We start from the raw sequence: 19,834 nt of genomic DNA on the forward strand, positions 1-19,834 counted from the left end.
AGAGCAACACTTAGCCTCCCCCCGTTCGACGCGCCTGCAATGAACTTCTTCGACCGCCTGGCCGACCGCATCGCCACCGTCGACAGCGTCGTCTCCGTGGGCTTGGACGCCGACCCGTCTCGCATCCCCGAGCACCTACAGGACAAGGACCTGCCGCAGTGGGCGTTCAACCGCCGCATCATCGACGCGACGCACGAACACGCCGCCGTCTACAAGCCGAACGCGGCCTTCTACGAGTCCGAGGAGGGGTGGCGCTCGCTCCGCGAGACCATCGCCTACGCCGAGGGGAAAGGCGTCCCCATCCTCCTCGACGCCAAGCGCGCCGACATCGGCAACACGACGCGGCAGTACGCGAAACTGCTCGACGACGTGGACGCCATCACGGTCAACCCGTACATGGGCCGCGACTCGCTCGAACCGTTCCTCTCCCGCGAGGACAAGGGCGTGTTCGTCCTCTGTCGAACCTCGAATCCGGGGGCGGCGGACCTGCAAGCCCTCGAACTCGACACGGGCGAACCGCTGTACGAGCGCGTCGCGGCGCTCGCAGACCTCTGGAACCGGAACGGGAACGTCGGGTTGGTCGTCGGCGCGACTGCCCCCGAGGAACTGGAGACGCTGCGCGAGCAGGTGCCCGAACTCCCGTTCTTGGTCCCGGGCGTCGGCGCGCAGGGCGGCGACGCCGAGGCGGCGGTGGAGTTCGGCCTGCGCGCCGACGGTGTCGGCCTCGTCAACTCCTCGCGCGGCATCATCTTCGCCGGCGAGGGCGAAGGGTTCGAGAAGGCCGCCGGACGGGCCGCCCGGCGGATGAAACGGCGACTCAACGAGTTCCGGGCGTAGCGTCGGTCCCGGATGTCGCCTCGGTCTCGGACATCACCTCGTCGACGACTGTTTCGTCCTCGTCTCCGTCTCGGCGCTCGAATGCTGTCACTAGAGTTAATTAACCGCTCGTGGTATACTGACCTCAGATGGTACGTCAGCAGAGACGACGGCAGTTCCTCGCGGCGGGTGCGGCAGCGGCGACGGCCGCCGCTTCGGGCTGTCTCGTCGGGTCTGTCGACGCCGAGAGCGTGTTTCGACCGCCGGTCGACGTTCGTGGCGCGATCTATCTCCCATCGCGAGCGTACAACACCTACCAGATGTGGGCCGACTACGACCGGTCGGTCGTCGAACGAGACCTCGGGTACGCCGCGTCGCTGAACCTCAACGCGGTCCGGACGTGGCTCGACTACGAGTACTGGATGCACGACCCCGAAGGGCTCCGAAGCGCCGTCGACCACTTCCTCGCGACGGCCGCCGAACGCGACATCGACGTGCTCCTCGGCCTGTTCGACTCGATCGGTCAGCAACCGACCGAGGAGAACCTGACCGACACCGACCCACTCACGGCGACGGCGGTGCAGTCGCCCGCACGCTGGCACCTCGAAGAGCGCGAACGCTGGGAGAACTCGCGGCGGTTCGTACGGTGGTTCATGGAGCGCTACCGTGACGACGAGCGCCTGCTCGCCGTCGAACTGATGAACGAACCGGGGTGGGACCCGCTGAAGCTACGCTTCGCCCGCGAACTGTTTCGGACGGTAGACGAGGAGCGTGGGTCGGTGCCGCTCACCGTCGGGTCGACGAGTCTCACGAACAACGCGCAGTATCTCGACTGGGGAGCCGACATACTCCAGTTCCACTACAACTTCGCCAACCGACCCGGCACCGTCGAGAACCTCCTGGCGGACGCGAAGCGACTCGAATCACGGGTCGACCGACCCGTCTGGTTCTCCGAGTGGCAGCGGATCCGCACGGGCGTCGGATTCACCGGGGAGGTGACGCGCGACGACTGGTATCCGAACTACGCGTCGCTCGCGCCCGTCATCCGTCGCGCGGGCGTCGACAACTTCTTCTGGTCGCTGATGGTGAAACCGGCGTACGTACCCCTCCAGCGCAAGAGCGGCGTCGTCAACGGCCTCTTCCACGAGGACGGCGCGGTGTGGAGTCTCGACGACGCCCGCGCGCTGAAGGCGATGTCCGGCGACGACGAGTTCCACGCCGAGGAGCGCTCCGAGTGGCCCGAGTGGGCGGAGTCGGCGAGCCAGTGGGTGCCGGAACCGTGAGGCCGGCCGAGAGCGCGTCGGGTCAGTCGCCGTTCGGCGGTCGGCAGTCCATCCGTTCGGCGAGCTGTCGAGGTGCGGGGAGACGCCGATGGACGTCGGCCCCCGCGTTCTCCCGCGCGTCGACGCCCGACAGTCGATTGACCGCCCACACCGTCTCGACGCCGACGAGGTTGTCTCGCAGTTCGCTGTCGCTGACGCGGACGCCCGTCGCCTCCCCGAGGTAGAGCCCGTAGGAGTTGTTCGCCGCAACGACGTCGCTGACGCGTCCGCAGGAGGCTCTTCCGTAGTCGACGCCGCGGTGCCAGCCGGTGACGCGGAGGTCGGAAACGGTGACGTTTCGCTCGGCGGCGTGGGTGACGGCGACCCCGGTGGTGTTGCTCGTCCCGCGGCCGTCGACGGCGTGTCCGCCGCCGTCGAGGACGACGTCGCTGGCGTTGATACGGATGCAGGCACGCGATAAAATCGTCCCACCCCCGTTCTCGATGTCTTCGGTGAGCGCGTATCGACCGGGTTCGGAGATGGTCGTGCACGACTCTATCGGCGTCGCCTCCGAGTCGGCGTCTGACGCCGCCGCTCGACTGTCGGGGACTGCCGCCGGTCCGTCGGTACCGACCGGAACCCCCGTTGAAACCGCCGCAATCGCCACTCCGACCAACAGAACGACTGGTAGCCACCGGCGGACGCCACGACGCATTGTAGAGAGGACGACGGAAGTGAAGTTAATATATCGCAACTGTTAGAAATGCTATAAAATAGTCGCGAGACGCGGCGTCTCTGGGAACGGGACGACGGCGACGCGCTTCCGTTCTCCGCAGCCACCCACTCGGAGAGCCGTCGACCGTCTCAGTCGACCAGCCCGGCGTCGCGGAGGTGCGCTTCGAGCGACTCCTCGCTCTCGAACTCCTTCCCACACGTCTCGCAGACGTACGGTTTCGACGCGGTTTCGTCCTCTGACTCCGTCATTTCAGTACGTCCGACCGGTCGATTTCGGCCGTCTCGCCGCCACTCTGTCGCGCTGCGGACGCACACCGGGTGCAGACGCTCAGTTCGCGGTCGTAGTGGTCGTCGCAGACCATCGCGCCGCAGTTCGGACATGTCTGGGTCGCTTCCGCCGACTCGCACACTTGACAGACACCGCTGACACTCATAGGTTGCGTACGGCACCGAGTCACTTGAGCGCTGGGCAGCATCGACCGCACGCCGCGCCGAGTCCCAGACGCGCGTCGGGTCCGATGCCGGGCGGGAGCCTTAGGTCCATGCAGTCCGTATCGACTCCGTGGACCGCGACCAGCTCATCATGGGACTCGCCGCCGTCTTCGCGGGGATTACCGTCCTCCTCGCGGTTCTCGGACTGACCTACCAGCTCTTTCTGCTCTTTCTCGCCATCCCCTTCGGCGCGACGACGTACTTCATGTGGTACCAGGCGAGCGGCCGACTCGCCGAGCGGACGCGCCACCGTCGCGTTCGCCGGGAACCCTCGGGCTTCGGCGCGGGCGCGCGTCGCGAGAACGCCCGCGACAACCGGCGGCGGGCGCGTCGTGGCGCGGGCGCTGGCGCACGGGGCGGTGCGCGAACTCGTGCGGGTGCCGGTGCACCGCGGGAGACTCGGGGGCCGACTCGCGCGGAGGCGTACCGCGCGCTCGACCTCGAACCCGGCGCGAGTATCGACGAGGTCAAGCGCGCCTACCGCTCGAAGGTGAAGGACGTTCATCCCGACACCGAGAGCGGCGACGAGGAGTCGTTCAAGCGGGTGAACCGGGCGTACGAGTCGTTGACCGAGTGAAGTGGGGGACCGTCGGTCGCTCTGCGCCTTCCGACGGACAGTTCCAGCATTCGTCGCCACGCTGACCGCGAACCTCCGATTATCCGTCTTCGTCGGGTTCGACGCCGTCTTCGCTGTTGCCGCCTCCGCTCTCTCCGCCTCCACCTCGACCGCCTCCACCCTCTCCGCCGCCGGGGTTCAGGGCGACCGGACACGGTCTCGCCTCGATCCGGCCGCGCATCGACTGTGGATGGTACTCGCAGTAGTACTCGGTCATGTTTCGCGTGGCGACGAACGTCACGCTGACGCGCTCGCCACGCCGGGCGGACTCATCGCTCGCCACGAGTTCGTTCCCCTCTCCGTCGACGACGAGCAGTTCGTGTTGCCGGCCGTCGACGTTCTGCCACGTGAACGTGTACTCGCGGCCCGGTACCAACCGAAGCCCGGGGTTCTGTTGTCCTTCGATGCCGACCGGAGCGCGACCGACCCAGCCCCGCGTCCGGCCGCCGAAGACGACCTCGAACGGGGGCGGTCCCCGCCGACCGCCTCCCTGACCGCCGCCTTGCCCGTCGTCGTCTCCTCCACCGCCGTCTCCTCCGCCACCCTGACCGTCGTCACCGCCTTCACCGTCGTTCTGTGCCGCCGCAGTTCCCGTCGCGGCCGCCCCCACACCGGCCACGGCGGTCCCCGCGAGTCGAAGCGTCGTCCGTCGGTCGAGTTCTGTACGTCGCGCCATAGTTCGAGGAGGCTTTCCAGAGGAGCGTGCGTAAACGTGAACCCTGAGTGAACAGCGTCCGCCGGGGAACGACGGCGGGAGGGTTCCAGAGTACTCGATATCCGAATAGTGTCATGTGTACTCACAACACGAAAAAGGTTTTAGCAAACCGACGCTTACCGCCGCCCATGAGCGCCGACCGGGCCGCCTTAGAGGAGGCCCTACAGCGCGGAGAAGAGGAAGGCGGGTACATCGAGTTCAAAGAACGGCTCTCCAAAGAGGTCCACCTCTCCGGTGGCCGCATGGAGAGTCTCGCCGCCCAACTCCGACACCGAGTCCTCTCGGGCGACGGTGAGGCGACGTACGTCGTCGGCGTCACCGACGACGGAGGTATCGCCGGTATCTCGGCGGACGCCTTCTCGGAGTCGATGGACGTCCTCTCGCTGCTCGCCGAGGAGGCGGGCGCGCACATCGAAGACGTGGACACCTGGGGCGTCGGCGGCGAGACGCAACGCGTCTCGAACGGACCGAGCGGGGGAACCCCGCGAGACGACGCGCCCGGCGCGGGCCTCGTCGGCGTCGCGACGGTCCGCGAGGGCGCGATGCTCGAAACAGACGAGGAACACATCGTCGTCGGCACCGCGGGCCACGTCGACCACGGCAAGTCCACGCTCGTCGGGTCGCTCGTCACCGGACAGGCCGACGACGGCGACGGCGGGACTCGCGGTTTCCTCGACGTGCAACCGCACGAGGTCGAACGCGGCCTCTCGGCGGACCTCTCGTACGCCGTCTACGGCTTCGACGACGACGGCCCGGTCCACATGCGCAACCCCCACCGCAAGAGCGACCGCGCCCGCGTCGTCGAGACGGCCGACCGCCTCGTCTCCTTCGTCGACACCGTCGGCCACGAGCCGTGGCTCCGCACCACCATCCGCGGGCTGGTCGGCCAGAAACTCGACTACGGCCTGCTGGTCGTCGCCGCCGACGACGGGCCGACGAAGACGACGCGCGAACATCTCGGCATCCTGCTCGCGACGGAACTGCCGACGATCGTCGCCATCACGAAAGTCGACGCCGTCAGCGACGAGCGCGTCGCCGAAGTCGAGCACGAAGTCGAGAAACTGCTCCGCGACGTCGGCAAGACGCCGCTGCCGGTCGAACGCTACGGCGTCGAGGCCGCCGTCGAGGAGATCAGCGACTCGGTCGTCCCCATCCTCCGGACCAGCGCCGTCGCCATGGAGGGAATCGACGACCTCGACTATCTGTTCGAGACGCTGCCGAAGACGAGCGACGGTCAGGGCCAGTTCCGGATGTACATCGATCGAAGTTACAGCGTCACCGGCGTCGGCGCAGTCGCCTCCGGGACAGTCAACTCCGGCACGGTCGAGGCGGGCGACGAACTGCTGCTCGGGCCGATGCCCGACGGGAGTTTCCGCGACGTGGAGGTGCGCTCCATCGAGATGCACTACCACCGCGTCGACGAAGCCAAGGCGGGGCGAATCGTCGGCATCGCGCTCAAGGGCGTCAAGGAGGCCGAGATCGAGCGCGGGATGGTGCTCGTCCCGCGGGACGCTGACCCCCGCGCCGTCCGCTCGTTCGAGGCCGACGTGATGGTGCTCAACCACCCGACGCGCATCGGAACGGGCTACGAACCCGTTATCCACCTCGAAACCATTAGCGAGGCGGCGGTGTTTCACCCCGAAGAAGGGCGTCTCCTGCCCGGCGACACCGGCCACTCCCGCGTCGAGTTCAAGTTCCGACCGTATCTCATCGAGGACGGTCAACGGTTCGTCTTCCGCGAAGGACAGAGCAAGGGCGTCGGCACCGTCACCGACGTCCACTACGACTGAGCGCGACTGACGACCCCCGCCTCCCCATCGGCGGCTCCGCTAGCACGACTCCCGCAACTTCATCCTCTCGAAGCGACTATCCGTCCCATGGAACAGCGGCGAGTCGCCCTGACGCTCACCGGTGCGCTGCTCGCGGGCGTCGTCACGGCGGTACTGGGAACGACGGGGCTCGACGGGCCGCTGGCCATCGTGGCTGGCGTCGCGGTGGTGATTCCACTGCTCAGAGCCGAGGCGTTCGGCGGGTTCGAGAGTTCAGACTCGTTCGACAGCGGCGCGGCGTTTCTCGCCTCGCTCGGCGCGCTGCTCGTCGGCACCGTCGCCGTCTGCGCAGCGGGTGCGGTCGGTGCAGGACAGACGGTGACGATCGGTGTCGGCGGGGGCGGCGCGTTCGCGGGAAGCTATCTGGGGGACGTGTTCGCCCGCCGACGGTCATGAGGCGACACGCCGGCGTTCAGCTCCGGACGTAGCCGTCGTCTCGACGCTCGGCTCCGTCGAGGAGGACGAACCACTCCAGTACGTCGCCGACTCGTTCGCGCCAGATCTCTTCCCACCGCTTGGGGTTTTTGAAATGCTCCCACTGCGGCACTCGGTCACGGACGCGGTCGTACGCCTCGTCGACGCTCACAGGAGTTTCGGCGTCGTCTACCACTGCGAGCACCTCCTCGGCGGCGAACACTCGGCGGACGAACGCGTCGCGCAGGTGGTCGGGCGTCGGGTCGGTCCGGGTGCGCTTGAATCCGGTCGGCGTCTCGGTGGCGAGTTCCAAGGCGCGAAGAAACGTCAACCACGTGCGGGCGGCGTCGCGACTCGGGAAGCCGACGCGGCGCATCAGACGCTCGCAGCAGTCGTCCTCGGAGTCGGGCACCAGCGGCACCGCCTTCTGGGCGTCGGCGACGACGCCGAGGTCGTCGGGCGCGGGCGGGACGAGTTTGAACCGCACGGCTCAGCGCTCGCGGAGGTCGAACGACTCCGCGAGCAGGTCCTCGTCGGTCTCGCCGAACACTCGGGTAGAGCCGTCGACGACGTCGACGGTCACCTGCGCGGGCGCGAATGCCGACACCGGCACCTGCGAGAAGTCCCAGTCGTTCTCGGCGAAGATGTCCTCGAACGGCGTACCGTACTCGTCGGCGGCGGTCGACGGGAGTTCGTCGAAGCGGTCGAACTCGTCGCGGACCGTCAGGTGGACTTTGCCGCCGTAGGCGAGCGCGTCGTTCGTGCGGCCCATGGCGACGCCCTCGTCGTAGCTGACGGGGGCGATGGGGGCGCTGCCGCTGACCGAGAGCACGTCTCGGGGGTCGTAGCCGAGTTCGAAGAGACGGAACACGGCGAGTTCGGCGGCGCGCGAGGCGATGTTGACGCTCCCGGCGATGGAGCCGACGGCGAACGTCGGCAGGAAGACGGCGCTCGGTTCGACTTCGGCGAGCTCGGCGACGTGTTCGGCCACCTCGTCGCCCGGCAGGTCGATGCTCTCGACGGCGAGGACGGTGAGGTCGAACTCGTCGTAGTAGCCGACGGCCTCGAACTCCGACTCCTGGCCGACGAGCGCGCGGGCGGGGCCGCTGCCGAGGCCGTCGAAGCGGTCGAACTCCAGTTCCCATCCCGCCTTCTGCGAGCAGAGCAGCGCGATTGCGGGGTGGTCCGTCGACAGTTCGACGTGCGGAATCGGCGCGCCGTCGACCTCGCCCATCCGACTCTGGACCGTGGCGAGACCGGCGGTCTGAATCTCCGTCAGCAACAACCCGGCCTCGACGCCGCCCGTCGCGTCGACGCCGAAGTCAAGCACCGTCGCGCCCGACTCCAACTCGTACGCGCCGACGTTCAACTCGTCGGCGAAGTCGAGCGCCTCGTCGACGAGTTCTATCGCCATCCGATTGAGACTGTCCATACTCCCGGTTGCGCCCATTCGGATAAAGGGTTTGGCGGTCGGCGCTCGGCAGTCGGTATACGGATTTTTGTTCCTGCCGCGCGGTACAGTCGTGCACGATGCTCGAACTCTACCAAGCCGAAGGCTGCCCGCATTGCGCGAAAGTCCGGGACAAACTGTCGGAGCTCGGCGTCTCCTATGTCAGCCACACGCCACGGCTGCCCGGCGGTGAGGGCGGCGATGTCGTCAACCGGCAGGCGTACGACGAGCTGCTCGCGCTCGGCGACGCGGACCAGATTCCGTTCCTCGTCGACCACGACCGGGGCGTTCGACTGTACGAGAGCGACGCCATCGTCGCCTACCTCGACGGACAGTACGACGGGTCGCGCGAGGCGCGGACGACCGTCGAGGTCCACAAACCGACCGAGAACGGGTTGCGCGGCACCGTCGCGGGCGTCGCCGGACGACTGCTACAGGTCGTCCGGTGACGAGGTTCGGCGCGGCCCAGCTATTACTGACTGGCCGTCGACCACACCCTGCGATGCTCGAACTCTACCAAGCCGAAGGCTGTCCGTACTCGGAGAAGGCGCGCCAGAAACTGTCCGACCTCGGCGTCTCCTACGTCGTCCACAACCCGCGGACGCACGACGGCGACGTGCTGAACGAACAGACTCACGAGGAACTCACGGCGCTCGGCGGCGAGGACCAGATTCCCTTCCTCGTCGATCACGCGCGCGGGAAGACGATGTACGAGAGCGACGACATCGTCGATTACCTCGACGAGCACTACGGCTGAGAGCGTAGCGCTACTCGCCGTCGCTTCGCGCTTCCCGGCCGAGTTCGCGCTCGACGGCCTCGACTTTCTCCCGGGCGGATTCGTCGCTGGTTCGCTTGTCGTCTATCTTGAGGAACGTGCTGACCCGGTCGGCATCGATCGCCTTGTGCGCGGCGGCGACGGCGTCGAGGAGCGTGTCGACGTCCTCGGCTTCGATAACGGTCCCCATCGGGTTCGTCTCGTAGTCGACGTCGAACCCGTCGAGCGCGGCGACTGCCTCGGCCACGTCGGCGGCCATGCTCTCTTCTTTCACGGGTGCGACGCTCAGTAGTGCGATGACGGTCATACGTGTCAGATCTATGGCCAGCGACCTAACTTTGCGGGTCGGTCCCGTCGCCGTCGAGTCGACCGGTCCCGTTCCCGCATCGCCGCTGACCGAACTGGACCGCCTCCTCGACGCCGGCGACGAGATGACGATAGTGGCCGGCGACAGTTCGGTGACGCTGCCGCGACCGCAGCGCGTCGAGACCGAAACCGACGGATCGCCGTTCCGACTCGCCGACGGCCGGTACGGTCTCGAACTCCGGTGGTCCGTTCGCGACGAGGAGTGACCGGCGAAGCTCCGGACGAGATACGTCGAAACGTCAGTTCTGGCTGCGAGTTTATCTCGGCAGGTTGTGTATGGGTATTGATGAACACGAACTCACTGGTCGACCGACCCGCCAGTAACTCGACCGCCGCCGGTTCGATACCGCGCAGAACCGTCGTCCGCAACGAACGACTCGTTCGCTCCGACTTCGGCGAAGCGTACCTCGTCTGGCGCTGTCACCGCTGCAGCGAGACCGGCGACTTGGAAGCGTTCCCCGACGCCTGCTCCGGCTGTGGCGCGCCGCGCGAAGAACTGTACTACTGGACGGAGGACTGAGCATCTCTCGGCCTCCGTCTCGTCGACACCGCGCGTCGCGCACCTACTCGACAAGCGAACCCACTCGACAAGCGCCGTCACCGACTTCGACTCCGAACCGGATTCGTTTTGCTCGCGAGCGTTCACCTTCCGTCGTGTACCTCTCACATCCCGTTCGCCGGATGCGCGACGACCCTATCGACGACGAGGAGGCGACGCTCGTCGTCGAACTGGGCGACACCTCGCGCCGGGACGCCCTCGAAGCGAGCGTCCGGGAGCTGGACGGTTCCGTCGTACGCGACCTGCGGTTTCGAGCCGTACTGGTGACGGTCCCCGAATCTGGTGTCTCGTCGCTCTGCGAGTTCGACGGCCTCGCCCGCATCGAGACCGGAGAGACGCTCTCGCTCGGCGTTGACGAGGACGCGACGCTCCCGCGAGACGACGATGACGGCGACGCACTCGACCTCGGCAGGAGTGAACTCGAACCTGACGGCGACGAACGACGGTGACGGACTCGGTCGAAAGCCGCGCTGTCACCGCGGACGTCGGGCGACGAGTGCGTGTGCGGTCCACGAGATGACGACCGCTCCGCGCTGATTCACGCCGATTGTCTCCACGTCGACGTGGCCGCGATTGGGGTCCGACTCCGAGATGCGCATCTCTCCGAGTTCGACTCACCCCGAGAGGGTGTCGTCGGGTCGTACCGGCCGGCGAACTCGACGATTTCCTCTCTCGTCAGTATCGCCGACCCCAACTCCCAGCGACCGTCGGGGTCGAGTTCCTCGTAGACGCTCGGGGAGTCGCGGCGGACTCGGATTCCATGCCGTACGCACGGCCCGCTCGGAGAATGACCGTTCCGGTATCGCCGAAAAAATTTGCACGGTGTTCGACGAGGTGTGTCGCCCGTGGACTCGCACGACCGTCGTCGACCGACCGTCGGACCGCGAGCGTCGCTGCGCTCCGGTCCGTTCCGGTCGGCCGGTGGACTTCCCCCGGTGCGGCGTGCGGTGCTCCGGCGGGGCGTCGAATTCAGCGTTCCCGCTGCAGAACTTGCGACGTGCCCGGATGCGTTACCGTACTCTCGACGCTCCGTCGACAGCGACTGACGCGTCACAGGTGGTCGTTATCAATCTGTGGGCCACACGCCGTGTGGACTGACTGTGAGGGTTTCGAGAAGGTGCGTGCGCCGCTCGGAGTACCGAGTTGAGAGAAGTGCGCTGGCCAGGAGTTCACCGAGCGCAAGCGAGGTGAACGACGACGAGACGCAGTCTCGTCGGGACCGAGCAGACCGGCGGTCTGCGAGGGTTGGGCGGCGTACGACCGAAGGGAGTGCGCTGACCAGGATTCGAACTGGGTCAGACGTGCTCGCTCATAGTGTTCGTTGCGCGCGACTGACTGGCTCAAAGCCGGTTACTGCATTCACCGCTTCAGCGCCTCGCGACGGAATGAAACCCGTCGCTCGGAGGGACTGAATCGTAGAAGTGCGCTGGCCAGGATTTGAACACTGGGTTGCGGCCGTGGAAACGACCGCGTGTTGACCGCTACACTACCAGCGCGAGGTGACTGCGTCTGCGTTTCTATCGATGCCCCGCAGTTGTAAAGGCGTTTTCTCCCTTATCACGCTGCGAGACAGTTCGGAGTCGAGACGCGAGAACTGCGGACGCGTTCCAGATTCGAGTCGTATAACCCGTTTCCGTGACACTTCGTCGTCAGCGACGATCACGATGTGTGCTACATCTTAGCAATGGTTTTGCCGTCTCCTGACCTCCTTCCTGTTGGGGATCTTCGATGACTACACCCGCCGAAAACAAGGAAATCGTCCAGCGGACCTCGTTCGACCTGTTTACCGAGGGCGACATGGACGTGATCGAAGAGTTGGTGAGCGAGGACTACGTCCTCCACGACCCCGACTGGCCGGAAGAGGTTCGTGGTCGTGACGGACTGAAAACGTACGCCGAGACGCTCCGCGAGGCGATGTCGGACCTCTCGTTCGAGTACGACCACATGGCCGCCGAAGGTGACCTCGTCGCGGTCCACTTCACGTGCAGCGGAACGAACGAGGGACCCATCCCGGAACTCGGCATCGAACCGACCGGAAACGAGTTCACGGTGACCGGTATGGAGTTCGACCGCATCGAGGACGGGAAGTTGGCCGAGACGTGGGTCGTCTTCGACACGATCGGACTCATGGAACAACTGGGGATGACTCCCGAAGGAGCAACCTCGACCGAACACCGTCAGAGCGCGTAGTCGTCTCACCGCTCTCTTTTCTGTGCTCTTTCGAATCCGCGAGGTTTACGTTTCCCTCCCGAGAGCCTCGCGGCGCGACGAGACGCGCCGCTCGGAGGTATTGAAGTCAGAGAAGTGCGCTGGCTGGGACCGAGCAGACCGGAGGTCTGCGAGTGTCGGCGAGACGGAGTCTCGCCGGGATTTGAACCGCCTGAACTTCGCTCGCTTTCGCTCGCTCGTTCCGTGCTTCAAATCCAGCGTACCGCATTCACAGAATCGGAGCTTCGCAGGGCGATAAAACGCCCTACTCAGAGTATTAGATTCGGAGAAGTGCGCTGGCTGGGATTTGAACCCAGGTTGTGACCATGGCAAGGTCACGTGATACCACTACACTACCAGCGCCTGACTGCTGCATTCCCACAATCGACGCATTTGTTGATAAGGCTTGCGAATCGGCGTCGAATCGGCAGCGGGCGTGGGGGTCGTTCGCACTCCCAAATTCGGCTGAATGTGTCGTCAACAGTCATGCGAGCGCGTCTCACGGGCGTTTGGATTCCGCTACCCTTTTTAGTGCGTATCGGATAGCAACGTCACAGTCTAGTGGCGAGACACCCAAACGACGGCATGACACTCACCGTATGCGTGCCGTCGTCGCTCGTCCGGGAAGCCGAGGACCAACGCGAGGCCACTCGCAAAATCGGCTACGTCGCCCGCGCGGCGACCGTGTTCCGGGCGGACCGGTTGGTCGTCTTCCCCGACAGGGAAGGCGAGCGCCGCTGGGGCGGCGAGTTCGTCGCGACCGTGCTCGAATACGCCGCGACGCCCCCCTACCTCCGACAGGAGGCGTGGGGCAAGCGCGACGAGTTACGGTACGCCGGCGTGCTACCGCCGCTCCGTGTCTCGCCACGGACCGGCTCCGAATCCGACGATTCGGGGTCGTTAACACAGGGAATCGTGACCGAGGTCGGACCTGAAGGTCGCGTCCGGGTCAATTGCGGACTGCAACACCCGATCTCTCTCTACACGCCTCCGGGAACGGAGGCCGAGGAGGGAGAGCGCGTCACCGTCAGGATCTCTTCGAGAGAACCGGTCCGTGCCCGCATCGTCGACGAGACCCCGCCGGGGTTCGTCGTCGAGCGCATGGACCTGTCGGAAGCGCTCGGCCGTGAGGGCGCCGGCGTGAAGATCGCCACCTCCCGATTCGGACAGCAGTTGTCCATCGGGCGGTTGTCGACGCTGGCCGGACGAACCGCCGACGGAATGACCGTCGCCTTCGGTTCGCCCGAGAGAGGGCTTCCGGACATCTTCGGGTTTCCGCCCGAAGCCGTCGCCGACGACGAGTCGGCGGATGACCGAGTCGAACCCGGTCCGGGGTTCGACCTCTGGCTCAATACGGTTCCGCGACAGGGCAGCGAGGTCGTGCGGACGGAGGAAGCGATGTTCGCCTCACTCGCCTGCCTAACACTCACGGAGTGAAACAATGCCACAACCAAGCAGACCACGAAAAGGCTCGATGGGCTTCGGCCCGCGTACGCGCGCAGCCAAAGAGGTTCCGCGCATCAAGTCGTGGCCCGACGACGAGGGCTCCCCTGCGCTGCAGGGCTTCGCCGGTTACAAGGCCGGGATGACCCACGTCGTCATGGTCAACGACACGGCGAACTCGGCCCGCGAGGGGATGGAGGAGTCCGTCCCCGTCACGGTCGTCGAGACCCCGCCGATGCGCGCCGTTGCGCTCCGAGCCTACCAGAACACGCCGTACGGACAGAAACCGACGACCGAGGTCTGGGCGACCGACCTCGACGAGGACCTCGACCGCGTCCTCGACCTGCCGTCGGAAGACACGTTCGAGGAGGACGCAGACGACCTCCGTTCGCTGCTCGACGACGGTGAGGTCGACGACCTCCGGGTCATCACCCACACCGTCCCGAGCGGCCTGAAGAACGTCCCGAAGAAGAAACCCGACGTGATGGAGACTCGCGTCGGCGGCGGTTCCCTGCAGGAACGCGCCGACTTCGCGCTCGACCTGCTCGAAGCGGGCGGCGAGCACGCGATGGCCGACGTCTTCCGCGCGGGCGAGTACCTCGACGCGGCCGGCGTCACCAAAGGGAAAGGGACGCAGGGTCCCGTCAAGCGCTGGGGCGTCCAGAAGCGCAAGGGCAAGCACGCCCGCCAGGGATGGCGGCGTCGCATCGGTAACCTCGGCCCGTGGAACCCGAGCCGCGTCCGCTCGACGGTTCCCCAGCAGGGCCAGACCGGTTACCACCAGCGCACCGAACTGAACAAACGCCTCGTCGCGATGGGCGACGGCGACGACGCGTCCGTCGACGGCGGCTTCGTCAACTACGGCGAAGTCGACGGCGACTACGCGCTCGTCGAGGGCTCGCTCCCGGGCCCGAACAAGCGCCTCCTGCGCTTCCGCCCGGCCATCCGACCGAACGACCAGCCGCGCCTCGACCCCGAGGTGCGCTACGTCTCCACCGCGTCCAACCAGGGGTGACTAACGAATGGAAGCAACAATCAAGGACCTGAACGGCGACGACGCCGGCACGCTCGAGCTTCCGGAGGTCTTCGAGACGACGTACCGTCCGGACCTCATCAAGCGCGCCGTCCTCGCCGCACAGGCGAACCGAACGCAGGCCTACGGAGCCGACCCCCTCGCCGGGATGCGAACCCCGGCGGAGTCGCTCGGCAGCGGCCGCGGTATGGCGCACGTGCCCCGAGAGAACGGGCGCGCACGTCGTGTCCCGCAGGCCGTCAGCGGACGCAAAGCGCACCCGCCGAAGGCCGAGAAGGAGCACGGCAAGAAGATCAACAAGAAGGAGCGCCAGTTGGCGGTCCGCTCGGCAATCGCCGCGACGACCGACGCCGAGATCGTCGCGGAGCGCGGCCACCAGTTCGACGACGGCGTCGAACTCCCGGTCGTCGTCTCCGACGACTTCGAAGACCTCGTGAAGACGCAGGAAGTCGTCTCGCTGCTCGAAGCGCTCGGCGTCGACGCCGACATCGAGCGCGCAGAGGACCGCAAAGTCCGCGCCGGACAGGGGAAGGCCCGCGGTCGCAAGTACAAGCGACCCAAATCCATCCTCTTCGTCACCAGCGAGGCGCCGTCGAAGGCGGCTCGCAACCTCGCCGGCGCCGACGTCGTGACGGCCGCCGAGGTCAACACCGAGGACCTCGCGCCCGGCACCCACGCCGGTCGCCTCACCGTCTGGACCGAGAGCGCAGTCGAGGAGGTGGCCGACCGATGAGCTCGGTTATCCGCCACCCGCTGGTCACCGAGAAGGCGATGAACGAGATGGACTTCGACAACAAGCTCCAGTTCATCGTCGACCTCGACGCCGCCAAGCCGGAGATCAAAGAGGAGATCGAATCGCGCTACGACGTGACCGTCGACGAGATAAACACGCAGGTCACGCCGAAAGGAACGAAGAAGGCGACCGTGCGTCTCAGCGAAGACGACGACGCACAGGAGATCGCCTCCCGAATCGGGGTGTTCTAGATGGGACGTAGAATTCAAGGCCAACGTCGCGGACGCGGCTCGTCCACGTTCCGTGCACCGTCGCACCGCTACAAGGCCGAACTCGCACACAAGAAGGAAGCGACCGACGGCGACACCGTCTCCGGAACCGTCGTCGACATCGAACACGACCCGGCGCGCGCAGCGCCGCTGGCCGACGTCGAGTTCGAGGACGGCGACCGCCGACTGGTGCTCGCGCCCGAGGGCGTCACCGTCGGCGACACCATCCAGGTCGGTGTCTCCGCCGAGATCAAGCCCGGCAACACGCTGCCGCTGGCCGAGATCCCCGAGGGGATTCCGGTCTGTAACGTCGAACGCCAGCCCGGCGACGGCGGCAAGTTCGCCCGCGCCTCCGGCGTCTCGGCGCAGCTGCTCACCCACGACAAACGCGTCGCGGCGGTCAAGCTGCCCAGCGGCGAGGTCAAACGGCTCAACCCGCAGTGCCGCGCCACCATCGGCGTCGTCGCCGGTGGCGGCCGGACCGAGAAGCCGTTCGTCAAGGCGGGGAAGAAGCACCACAAGATGCGCGCTCGCGGTACCAAGTACCCGCGCGTCCGCGGTGTCGCGATGAACGCCGTCGACCACCCGTTCGGTGGCGGCGGCCGACAGCACCCCGGCAAGCCGAAGTCCGTCTCGCGGAACGCACCGCCGGGTCGGAAGGTCGGAGACATCGCATCGAAACGTACCGGACGAGGTCGTAACAAATGAGTACTGATTACCGCACCGGCCGCGAGGGCGAGTTCACCTACCGCGGCCACACGCTCGACGAGCTGCAGGATATGGAGCTCGACGAGGTCGCAGAACTGCTCCCCGCGCGTCAGCGGCGAACCATCAACCGTGGCCTGGGCGTCGAGCACGAGAAACTGCTCGAGAAGGCCCGAGACAAGACCGAAGAGGAGACCGCGAACGACCCGATTCGGACGCACCTGCGCGACATGCCCGTCGTGCCCGCGTTCGTCGGGCTGACGTTCGCCGTCTACAACGGTCAGAGCTTCGAGCGCGTCCAGGTTCAGCCCGAGATGATCGGCCACTACCTGGGCGAGTTCCAGCTCACCCGCAACTCGGTCGAACACGGGCAGGCCGGTATCGGTGCGACCCGGTCCTCGAAGTTCGTGCCACTCAAGTAACCCATGGGAATCAACTACAGCGTCGAGGCCGACCCCGACACGACGGCGAAAGCCATGCTCCGGGAGCGGCCCATCAGCCTGAAGCACAGCAAGGCCATCGCGCGCGCCATCAAAGGCAAGCGCGTCGACGACGCCGAGTCGTACCTGCAGGACGTCATCGACGAGAAGCAGTCGGTGCCGTTCAAGCAGCACAACTCCGGCGTCGGCCACAAAGGCGACATCGACGGGTGGGACGCGGGTCGCTACCCGAACAAAGCGTCGAAGGACTTCCTGAAACTGCTCGAGAACGCGCGTAACAACGCCACCGAGCAAGGGTTCGACGGCGAATCGATGGTCATCAAGCACGTCGCCCCCCACAAGGTCGACGAGCAGATGGGGCGCAAGCCCCGCGCGTTCGGACGAGCGGACCCGTGGAACACGACGCTCGTCGACGTGGAGCTCATTATCGAAGAACAGGAGGAAGACGAATAATGGCAGACGAACACCAGTTCATCGAAGACGGTCTCCAGCGCTCGCAGATCGACGAGTTCTTCGCCGAAGAACTCGGCCGCGCCGGCTACGGCGGTATGGACGTGGCCAAGACCCCGATGGGCACGCAGATCGTCCTGAAAGCCGAGAAGCCCGGCATGGTCATCGGTAAGGGCGGGAAGAACATCCGCAAGGTCACCCGCCAACTCGAAGAGCGGTTCGACCTCGACGACCCCCAGATCGACGTCCAGGAGGTCGACGAACCCGACCTGAACGCGCGCATCGTCGCGGACCGCCTCGCCAACGCGCTCGAACGCGGTTGGTACTTCCGTAAGGCCGGTCACACGACCATCGACCGCATCATGGATGCGGGCGCGCTCGGCGCCGAAATCAAGCTCAACGGCAAGGTCACCGGTGCCCGCTCGCGCGACGAGAAGTTCAACCGCGGCTACATCAAGCACAACGGCGAACCCGCCGAGGAAGTCGTCGACACCGGCCAGGGCGTCGCCGTCATGAAACTCGGCACCATCGGCGTCACGGTGAAGATCATCCCGCCGGGAGCGCAGCTCCCCGACGACTTCTCCGTCGCCGAGGACGTCGAGGTCGAAGCGGTCGAACAGATCGCGGAGACCGAGGGCGTCGAGGACCTCCTCGACGAGCCCGACGACGAGAAAGTGCCGGACGTCGGCGACGACGCCGACGACGTGCCCGCCGAACACGCCGGCGAGGACGACGCCCAGGAGGCCATCGACGAGGAGGTCGTCGAAGAGGTAGTCGAGGAGACCGGCGAGACGGCCAACGCGCAGGAGGAACCGGTCGCGACCGGCGACGTCGACGACGACGAGCACGCGCTCGACGCCGACGAGGAAGCCACCGACGACGTGGAGACGGAGCTCTCCGAGCTCGACGAGGAAGTCGAGCAGGAGGCCGCCGACCTCGTCGCCGAGATGGAAGCCGACGAATCCGAGGAGGAGGGTCAGTAGATGGCCATCCTCTACCCCGACGAGATCCGCGACATGACGCCCGCAGAGCGCGAGGCGGAAGTCGAGGAACTCGAGACGGAACTCCTGAACGCCCGCGCCGTGCAAGCGGCGGGCGGCGCGCCGGAGAACCCCGGCCGAATCGGCGAGATTCGCCGGACCATCGCCCGAATCAAGACCATCCAGAACGAAGAGGGCGACGACGAGTAAGATGGCCCTGACACCCGAGCGCCTCACGCGACACGAACTCAACGGTCTCCCGATTCGGGTGGCCGCCGCCGACAACCCCGACCTCGTCGGGATAGTCGGCCGTGTCGTCGTCGAGACGATGCAGACGCTGCACGTCGACTGCGACGTGCCCGCTGCACGTCGACTGTTCGGCGAGGAGGTCGCCGAGCGTGGCGCTCGGGTCGTTCAGGTGCCGAAACGCGGAACGACGTTCGAGTTCGCACTCGAACGAGGAACCGGCGGTCCGAACGGGCCGTCGTGCACAAATGAAGCCGCCGGGAACCGTCGAGTCCACCTCGACGAGTCGTCGGACACGCGCCGACGACGCCGCAAGGCTCCGGGGTCTGCGTCCAAACGGGAGTCGGAAACTGCCGGCCATTCAGCCGGTCAGTCTGGGTCGACCCGCGAGGGCTCGTCGGACGGCAGTTCGCCGTCCGGCGACTGCGAGGGCGTAGTCTACGTTACGGTGGATGGTGCAAAGCTGCTCTCACGACCCGCATTGCGCACCGAAAACGTAGGTGAATCTACATGGCGATAGGACTGAACGTACCAGAACCGGAGGAGACCTGCTCCGACGCGAACTGTCCGTTCCACGGCTCGCTTGCCGTGCGAGGACAGACGCTCGAGGGCACCGTTGCCTCCACAGACATGGACAAAACCGTCATCGTGGAGCGCGAATACGACGTTCGCGTTCCCAAGTACGACCGCTACATGAAGCGGCGTAGTCGCGTTCCGGCCCACGCACCCCCGTGCGTGGAGCTCCAGGAAGGCGATACGGTTCGCATCGCAGAGACACGACCGCTGTCGAAGACGAAATCACACGTGGTCGTCGAGAAAATCGCGTCGCTGGACGTCACCGAGGGCCTCGCGGCCCCCGAGACGGCCGACGACGAGTCGGATGAAGAGGGTGACGCGTGATGGAGGCGCTGAAAGCCGACGTCACGCAGGGTCTCGAACGAGGCTCGCTCGTCACCTGTGCGGACAACACCGGAGCCCGCGAGCTGAAAGTCATCAGCGTCGCCGGCTACTCCGGGACGAAGAACCGACACCCCAAAGCGGGCGTCGGCGACAAAGTGACCGTCTCGGTCACGAAGGGCACCCCCGAAATGCGTCGACAGGTGCTCGAAGCCGTCGTCGTGCGGCAGCGGAAATCGATCCGCCGCCCCGACGGCACGCGCGTCAAGTTCGAGGACAACGCCGCCGTCATCATCGACGAGAACGGCGAGCCTCGCGGGACCGAGATCAAGGGTCCCATCGCGCGGGAAGTCGCCGAGCGCTTCGGGAGCATCGCATCCACGGCTACGATGATCGTATAG

Annotated in this window: 30 protein-coding genes and 2 tRNA genes; 23 read left to right on the forward strand and 9 right to left on the reverse strand. The window is 66.4% G+C overall.

All coding sequences use genetic code 11. The features are described from left to right. Positions 1 to 39: 39 nt before the first annotated feature. Entirely contained in the window at positions 40 to 837 is a 798-nt protein-coding gene (pyrF, locus tag LAQ74_RS01610) for an orotidine-5'-phosphate decarboxylase (protein WP_224334169.1), read from the forward strand. Between the two features lie 128 nt (positions 838 to 965). Then, the gene (locus LAQ74_RS01615; RefSeq protein ID WP_224334172.1) at positions 966 to 2,099 is read left to right on the forward strand and encodes a glycoside hydrolase 5 family protein; all 1,134 of its coding nucleotides are present in this window, start codon (positions 966 to 968) and stop codon (positions 2,097 to 2,099) included. Positions 2,100 to 2,121: 22 nt separating this feature from the next. On the opposite strand, the gene LAQ74_RS01620 is transcribed toward LAQ74_RS01615, so the two are convergent. Further along, complete coding sequence (locus LAQ74_RS01620; protein WP_224334175.1) at positions 2,122 to 2,793, reverse strand: right-handed parallel beta-helix repeat-containing protein; 672 nt, start codon at positions 2,791 to 2,793, stop codon at positions 2,122 to 2,124. Positions 2,794 to 2,942: 149 nt separating this feature from the next. Further along, a complete protein-coding gene (locus LAQ74_RS01625) occupies positions 2,943 to 3,062 on the reverse strand; it encodes a C2H2-type zinc finger protein (RefSeq protein WP_224334177.1) in 120 nt (39 codons plus the stop codon). 313 nt (positions 3,063 to 3,375) lie between these two features. Here LAQ74_RS01625 and LAQ74_RS01630 point away from each other — a divergent pair, with 313 nt between their 5' ends. Then, the gene (locus tag LAQ74_RS01630) at positions 3,376 to 3,882 is read left to right on the forward strand and encodes a J domain-containing protein (RefSeq protein ID WP_224334180.1); all 507 of its coding nucleotides are present in this window, start codon (positions 3,376 to 3,378) and stop codon (positions 3,880 to 3,882) included. A gap of 79 nt (positions 3,883 to 3,961) precedes the next feature. Here LAQ74_RS01630 and LAQ74_RS01635 read toward each other — a convergent pair whose 3' ends face one another. Then, positions 3,962 to 4,597: a cupredoxin domain-containing protein gene (locus LAQ74_RS01635; protein ID WP_224337393.1), complete on the reverse strand. Its 636-nt coding sequence runs from the start codon at positions 4,595 to 4,597 to the stop codon at positions 3,962 to 3,964. 167 nt (positions 4,598 to 4,764) lie between these two features. On the opposite strand from LAQ74_RS01635, the gene LAQ74_RS01640 reads away from it, so the two are divergent. Beyond that, complete coding sequence (locus LAQ74_RS01640; RefSeq protein WP_224334182.1) at positions 4,765 to 6,426, forward strand: GTPBP1 family GTP-binding protein; 1,662 nt, start codon at positions 4,765 to 4,767, stop codon at positions 6,424 to 6,426. An 87-nt stretch (positions 6,427 to 6,513) separates the two neighbouring features. Continuing rightward, on the forward strand, positions 6,514 to 6,861 hold the full coding sequence (locus LAQ74_RS01645; RefSeq protein WP_224334184.1) for a hypothetical protein: 348 nt from the start codon (positions 6,514 to 6,516) through the stop codon (positions 6,859 to 6,861). A 16-nt stretch (positions 6,862 to 6,877) separates the two neighbouring features. On the opposite strand, the gene LAQ74_RS01650 is transcribed toward LAQ74_RS01645, so the two are convergent. Beyond that, complete coding sequence (locus LAQ74_RS01650; protein WP_224334187.1) at positions 6,878 to 7,366, reverse strand: double winged helix-containing putative transcriptional regulator; 489 nt, start codon at positions 7,364 to 7,366, stop codon at positions 6,878 to 6,880. A gap of 3 nt (positions 7,367 to 7,369) precedes the next feature. Then, a complete protein-coding gene (mch, locus tag LAQ74_RS01655; RefSeq protein ID WP_224334189.1) occupies positions 7,370 to 8,311 on the reverse strand; it encodes a methenyltetrahydromethanopterin cyclohydrolase in 942 nt (313 codons plus the stop codon). A gap of 98 nt (positions 8,312 to 8,409) precedes the next feature. On the opposite strand from mch, the gene LAQ74_RS01660 reads away from it, so the two are divergent. Both LAQ74_RS01660 and LAQ74_RS01665 read left to right on the forward strand, forming a co-directional pair. Continuing rightward, positions 8,410 to 8,778 (forward strand): glutathione S-transferase N-terminal domain-containing protein, encoded by a 369-nt coding sequence (locus LAQ74_RS01660; protein WP_224334192.1) that lies wholly within the window; start codon positions 8,410 to 8,412, stop codon positions 8,776 to 8,778. Positions 8,779 to 8,831: 53 nt separating this feature from the next. Continuing rightward, positions 8,832 to 9,086, forward strand: a complete 255-nt coding sequence (locus LAQ74_RS01665) for a glutathione S-transferase N-terminal domain-containing protein (protein ID WP_224334204.1) — start codon at positions 8,832 to 8,834, stop codon at positions 9,084 to 9,086. 10 nt (positions 9,087 to 9,096) lie between these two features. Here LAQ74_RS01665 and LAQ74_RS01670 read toward each other — a convergent pair whose 3' ends face one another. Continuing rightward, positions 9,097 to 9,411 (reverse strand): MTH1187 family thiamine-binding protein, encoded by a 315-nt coding sequence (locus tag LAQ74_RS01670; protein ID WP_224334207.1) that lies wholly within the window; start codon positions 9,409 to 9,411, stop codon positions 9,097 to 9,099. Between the two features lie 13 nt (positions 9,412 to 9,424). On the opposite strand from LAQ74_RS01670, the gene LAQ74_RS01675 reads away from it, so the two are divergent. The 3 genes from LAQ74_RS01675 (at position 9,425) to LAQ74_RS01685 (ending at position 10,478) form a co-directional block, all read left to right on the forward strand. Further along, positions 9,425 to 9,676 (forward strand): hypothetical protein, encoded by a 252-nt coding sequence (locus LAQ74_RS01675; protein ID WP_224334210.1) that lies wholly within the window; start codon positions 9,425 to 9,427, stop codon positions 9,674 to 9,676. An 80-nt stretch (positions 9,677 to 9,756) separates the two neighbouring features. Then, positions 9,757 to 9,990: a DUF7130 family rubredoxin-like protein gene (locus LAQ74_RS01680; RefSeq protein WP_224334212.1), complete on the forward strand. Its 234-nt coding sequence runs from the start codon at positions 9,757 to 9,759 to the stop codon at positions 9,988 to 9,990. A 134-nt stretch (positions 9,991 to 10,124) separates the two neighbouring features. Further along, positions 10,125 to 10,478: a hypothetical protein gene (locus LAQ74_RS01685; protein WP_224334215.1), complete on the forward strand. Its 354-nt coding sequence runs from the start codon at positions 10,125 to 10,127 to the stop codon at positions 10,476 to 10,478. 24 nt (positions 10,479 to 10,502) lie between these two features. Here the strand turns inward: LAQ74_RS01685 and LAQ74_RS20290 are convergent, their stop codons facing one another. After that, complete coding sequence (locus LAQ74_RS20290) at positions 10,503 to 10,628, reverse strand: hotdog family protein (RefSeq protein WP_255647713.1); 126 nt, start codon at positions 10,626 to 10,628, stop codon at positions 10,503 to 10,505. An 823-nt stretch (positions 10,629 to 11,451) separates the two neighbouring features. Then, positions 11,452 to 11,525: transfer RNA gene (locus LAQ74_RS01690), tRNA-OTHER, on the reverse strand. 232 nt (positions 11,526 to 11,757) lie between these two features. Between LAQ74_RS01690 and LAQ74_RS01695 the strand changes: the two genes are divergently transcribed. Beyond that, on the forward strand, positions 11,758 to 12,219 hold the full coding sequence (locus LAQ74_RS01695) for an ester cyclase (RefSeq protein ID WP_224334218.1): 462 nt from the start codon (positions 11,758 to 11,760) through the stop codon (positions 12,217 to 12,219). Between the two features lie 310 nt (positions 12,220 to 12,529). On the opposite strand, the gene LAQ74_RS01700 is transcribed toward LAQ74_RS01695, so the two are convergent. Further along, positions 12,530 to 12,600 (reverse strand) — tRNA-Gly (locus LAQ74_RS01700). A 222-nt stretch (positions 12,601 to 12,822) separates the two neighbouring features. Between LAQ74_RS01700 and LAQ74_RS01705 the strand changes: the two genes are divergently transcribed. Genes LAQ74_RS01705 through LAQ74_RS01760 form a run of 12 tightly spaced genes read left to right on the forward strand, consistent with a single transcriptional unit; the run spans position 12,823 to position 19,834 of the window. Continuing rightward, a complete protein-coding gene (locus LAQ74_RS01705) occupies positions 12,823 to 13,674 on the forward strand; it encodes an RNA methyltransferase (RefSeq protein ID WP_224334221.1) in 852 nt (283 codons plus the stop codon). A gap of 4 nt (positions 13,675 to 13,678) precedes the next feature. Continuing rightward, on the forward strand, positions 13,679 to 14,695 hold the full coding sequence (locus LAQ74_RS01710) for a 50S ribosomal protein L3 (RefSeq protein ID WP_224334224.1): 1,017 nt from the start codon (positions 13,679 to 13,681) through the stop codon (positions 14,693 to 14,695). A 7-nt stretch (positions 14,696 to 14,702) separates the two neighbouring features. Then, the gene (gene rpl4p, locus LAQ74_RS01715; protein WP_224334227.1) at positions 14,703 to 15,446 is read left to right on the forward strand and encodes a 50S ribosomal protein L4; all 744 of its coding nucleotides are present in this window, start codon (positions 14,703 to 14,705) and stop codon (positions 15,444 to 15,446) included. Then, complete coding sequence (locus LAQ74_RS01720; RefSeq protein WP_224334230.1) at positions 15,443 to 15,697, forward strand: 50S ribosomal protein L23; 255 nt, start codon at positions 15,443 to 15,445, stop codon at positions 15,695 to 15,697. The genes rpl4p and LAQ74_RS01720 overlap by 4 nt, the downstream gene beginning before the upstream one ends. After that, positions 15,698 to 16,423: a 50S ribosomal protein L2 gene (locus LAQ74_RS01725; protein ID WP_224334234.1), complete on the forward strand. Its 726-nt coding sequence runs from the start codon at positions 15,698 to 15,700 to the stop codon at positions 16,421 to 16,423. It abuts the gene before it with no gap. Next, complete coding sequence (locus LAQ74_RS01730; protein WP_224334237.1) at positions 16,420 to 16,842, forward strand: 30S ribosomal protein S19; 423 nt, start codon at positions 16,420 to 16,422, stop codon at positions 16,840 to 16,842. The genes LAQ74_RS01725 and LAQ74_RS01730 overlap by 4 nt, the downstream gene beginning before the upstream one ends. 3 nt (positions 16,843 to 16,845) lie before the next feature. Then, positions 16,846 to 17,313, forward strand: a complete 468-nt coding sequence (locus LAQ74_RS01735; protein ID WP_224334240.1) for a 50S ribosomal protein L22 — start codon at positions 16,846 to 16,848, stop codon at positions 17,311 to 17,313. Beyond that, on the forward strand, positions 17,313 to 18,293 hold the full coding sequence (locus LAQ74_RS01740; protein ID WP_224334250.1) for a 30S ribosomal protein S3: 981 nt from the start codon (positions 17,313 to 17,315) through the stop codon (positions 18,291 to 18,293). The genes LAQ74_RS01735 and LAQ74_RS01740 overlap by 1 nt, the downstream gene beginning before the upstream one ends. Beyond that, positions 18,294 to 18,500, forward strand: coding sequence for a 50S ribosomal protein L29 (gene rpmC, locus LAQ74_RS01745; protein WP_224268247.1), 207 nt, complete (start codon positions 18,294 to 18,296; stop codon positions 18,498 to 18,500). A 1-nt stretch (position 18,501) separates the two neighbouring features. Further along, a complete protein-coding gene (locus LAQ74_RS01750) occupies positions 18,502 to 19,056 on the forward strand; it encodes a ribonuclease P protein component 1 (RefSeq protein WP_224334252.1) in 555 nt (184 codons plus the stop codon). Further along, on the forward strand, positions 19,047 to 19,436 hold the full coding sequence (locus LAQ74_RS01755) for a 30S ribosomal protein S17 (RefSeq protein ID WP_343217954.1): 390 nt from the start codon (positions 19,047 to 19,049) through the stop codon (positions 19,434 to 19,436). The genes LAQ74_RS01750 and LAQ74_RS01755 overlap by 10 nt, the downstream gene beginning before the upstream one ends. Next, complete coding sequence (locus LAQ74_RS01760; protein ID WP_058582403.1) at positions 19,436 to 19,834, forward strand: 50S ribosomal protein L14; 399 nt, start codon at positions 19,436 to 19,438, stop codon at positions 19,832 to 19,834. Before LAQ74_RS01755 ends, LAQ74_RS01760 begins: the two co-directional genes overlap by 1 nt.

The organism is Haloprofundus halobius (assembly GCF_020097835.1).
Classification (GTDB): Archaea; Halobacteriota; Halobacteria; order Halobacteriales; family Haloferacaceae; genus Haloprofundus; species Haloprofundus halobius.

Excerpts from the sequence above, each read along its gene's own strand:
- pyrF (WP_224334169.1), top strand. The coding sequence starts at position 40 with ATGAACTTCTTCGACCGCCTGGCCGACCGCATCGCCACCGTCGACAGC.
- LAQ74_RS01615 (WP_224334172.1), top strand. The coding sequence starts at position 966 with ATGGTACGTCAGCAGAGACGACGGCAGTTCCTCGCGGCGGGTGCGGCA.
- LAQ74_RS01620 (WP_224334175.1), bottom strand. The coding sequence starts at position 2,793 with ATGCGTCGTGGCGTCCGCCGGTGGCTACCAGTCGTTCTGTTGGTCGGA.
- LAQ74_RS01625 (WP_224334177.1), bottom strand. The coding sequence starts at position 3,062 with ATGACGGAGTCAGAGGACGAAACCGCGTCGAAACCGTACGTCTGCGAG.
- LAQ74_RS01635 (WP_224337393.1), bottom strand. The coding sequence starts at position 4,597 with ATGGCGCGACGTACAGAACTCGACCGACGGACGACGCTTCGACTCGCG.
- LAQ74_RS01640 (WP_224334182.1), top strand. The coding sequence starts at position 4,765 with ATGAGCGCCGACCGGGCCGCCTTAGAGGAGGCCCTACAGCGCGGAGAA.
- LAQ74_RS01645 (WP_224334184.1), top strand. The coding sequence starts at position 6,514 with ATGGAACAGCGGCGAGTCGCCCTGACGCTCACCGGTGCGCTGCTCGCG.
- mch (WP_224334189.1), bottom strand. The coding sequence starts at position 8,311 with ATGGACAGTCTCAATCGGATGGCGATAGAACTCGTCGACGAGGCGCTC.
- LAQ74_RS01660 (WP_224334192.1), top strand. The coding sequence starts at position 8,410 with ATGCTCGAACTCTACCAAGCCGAAGGCTGCCCGCATTGCGCGAAAGTC.
- LAQ74_RS01665 (WP_224334204.1), top strand. The coding sequence starts at position 8,832 with ATGCTCGAACTCTACCAAGCCGAAGGCTGTCCGTACTCGGAGAAGGCG.
- LAQ74_RS01670 (WP_224334207.1), bottom strand. The coding sequence starts at position 9,411 with ATGACCGTCATCGCACTACTGAGCGTCGCACCCGTGAAAGAAGAGAGC.
- LAQ74_RS01675 (WP_224334210.1), top strand. The coding sequence starts at position 9,425 with ATGGCCAGCGACCTAACTTTGCGGGTCGGTCCCGTCGCCGTCGAGTCG.
- LAQ74_RS01680 (WP_224334212.1), top strand. The coding sequence starts at position 9,757 with ATGAACACGAACTCACTGGTCGACCGACCCGCCAGTAACTCGACCGCC.
- LAQ74_RS20290 (WP_255647713.1), bottom strand. The coding sequence starts at position 10,628 with ATGCGCATCTCGGAGTCGGACCCCAATCGCGGCCACGTCGACGTGGAG.
- LAQ74_RS01695 (WP_224334218.1), top strand. The coding sequence starts at position 11,758 with ATGACTACACCCGCCGAAAACAAGGAAATCGTCCAGCGGACCTCGTTC.
- LAQ74_RS01705 (WP_224334221.1), top strand. The coding sequence starts at position 12,823 with ATGACACTCACCGTATGCGTGCCGTCGTCGCTCGTCCGGGAAGCCGAG.
- LAQ74_RS01710 (WP_224334224.1), top strand. The coding sequence starts at position 13,679 with ATGCCACAACCAAGCAGACCACGAAAAGGCTCGATGGGCTTCGGCCCG.
- rpl4p (WP_224334227.1), top strand. The coding sequence starts at position 14,703 with ATGGAAGCAACAATCAAGGACCTGAACGGCGACGACGCCGGCACGCTC.
- LAQ74_RS01720 (WP_224334230.1), top strand. The coding sequence starts at position 15,443 with ATGAGCTCGGTTATCCGCCACCCGCTGGTCACCGAGAAGGCGATGAAC.
- LAQ74_RS01725 (WP_224334234.1), top strand. The coding sequence starts at position 15,698 with ATGGGACGTAGAATTCAAGGCCAACGTCGCGGACGCGGCTCGTCCACG.
- LAQ74_RS01730 (WP_224334237.1), top strand. The coding sequence starts at position 16,420 with ATGAGTACTGATTACCGCACCGGCCGCGAGGGCGAGTTCACCTACCGC.
- LAQ74_RS01735 (WP_224334240.1), top strand. The coding sequence starts at position 16,846 with ATGGGAATCAACTACAGCGTCGAGGCCGACCCCGACACGACGGCGAAA.
- LAQ74_RS01740 (WP_224334250.1), top strand. The coding sequence starts at position 17,313 with ATGGCAGACGAACACCAGTTCATCGAAGACGGTCTCCAGCGCTCGCAG.
- rpmC (WP_224268247.1), top strand. The coding sequence starts at position 18,294 with ATGGCCATCCTCTACCCCGACGAGATCCGCGACATGACGCCCGCAGAG.
- LAQ74_RS01750 (WP_224334252.1), top strand. The coding sequence starts at position 18,502 with ATGGCCCTGACACCCGAGCGCCTCACGCGACACGAACTCAACGGTCTC.
- LAQ74_RS01755 (WP_343217954.1), top strand. The coding sequence starts at position 19,047 with ATGGCGATAGGACTGAACGTACCAGAACCGGAGGAGACCTGCTCCGAC.
- LAQ74_RS01760 (WP_058582403.1), top strand. The coding sequence starts at position 19,436 with ATGGAGGCGCTGAAAGCCGACGTCACGCAGGGTCTCGAACGAGGCTCG.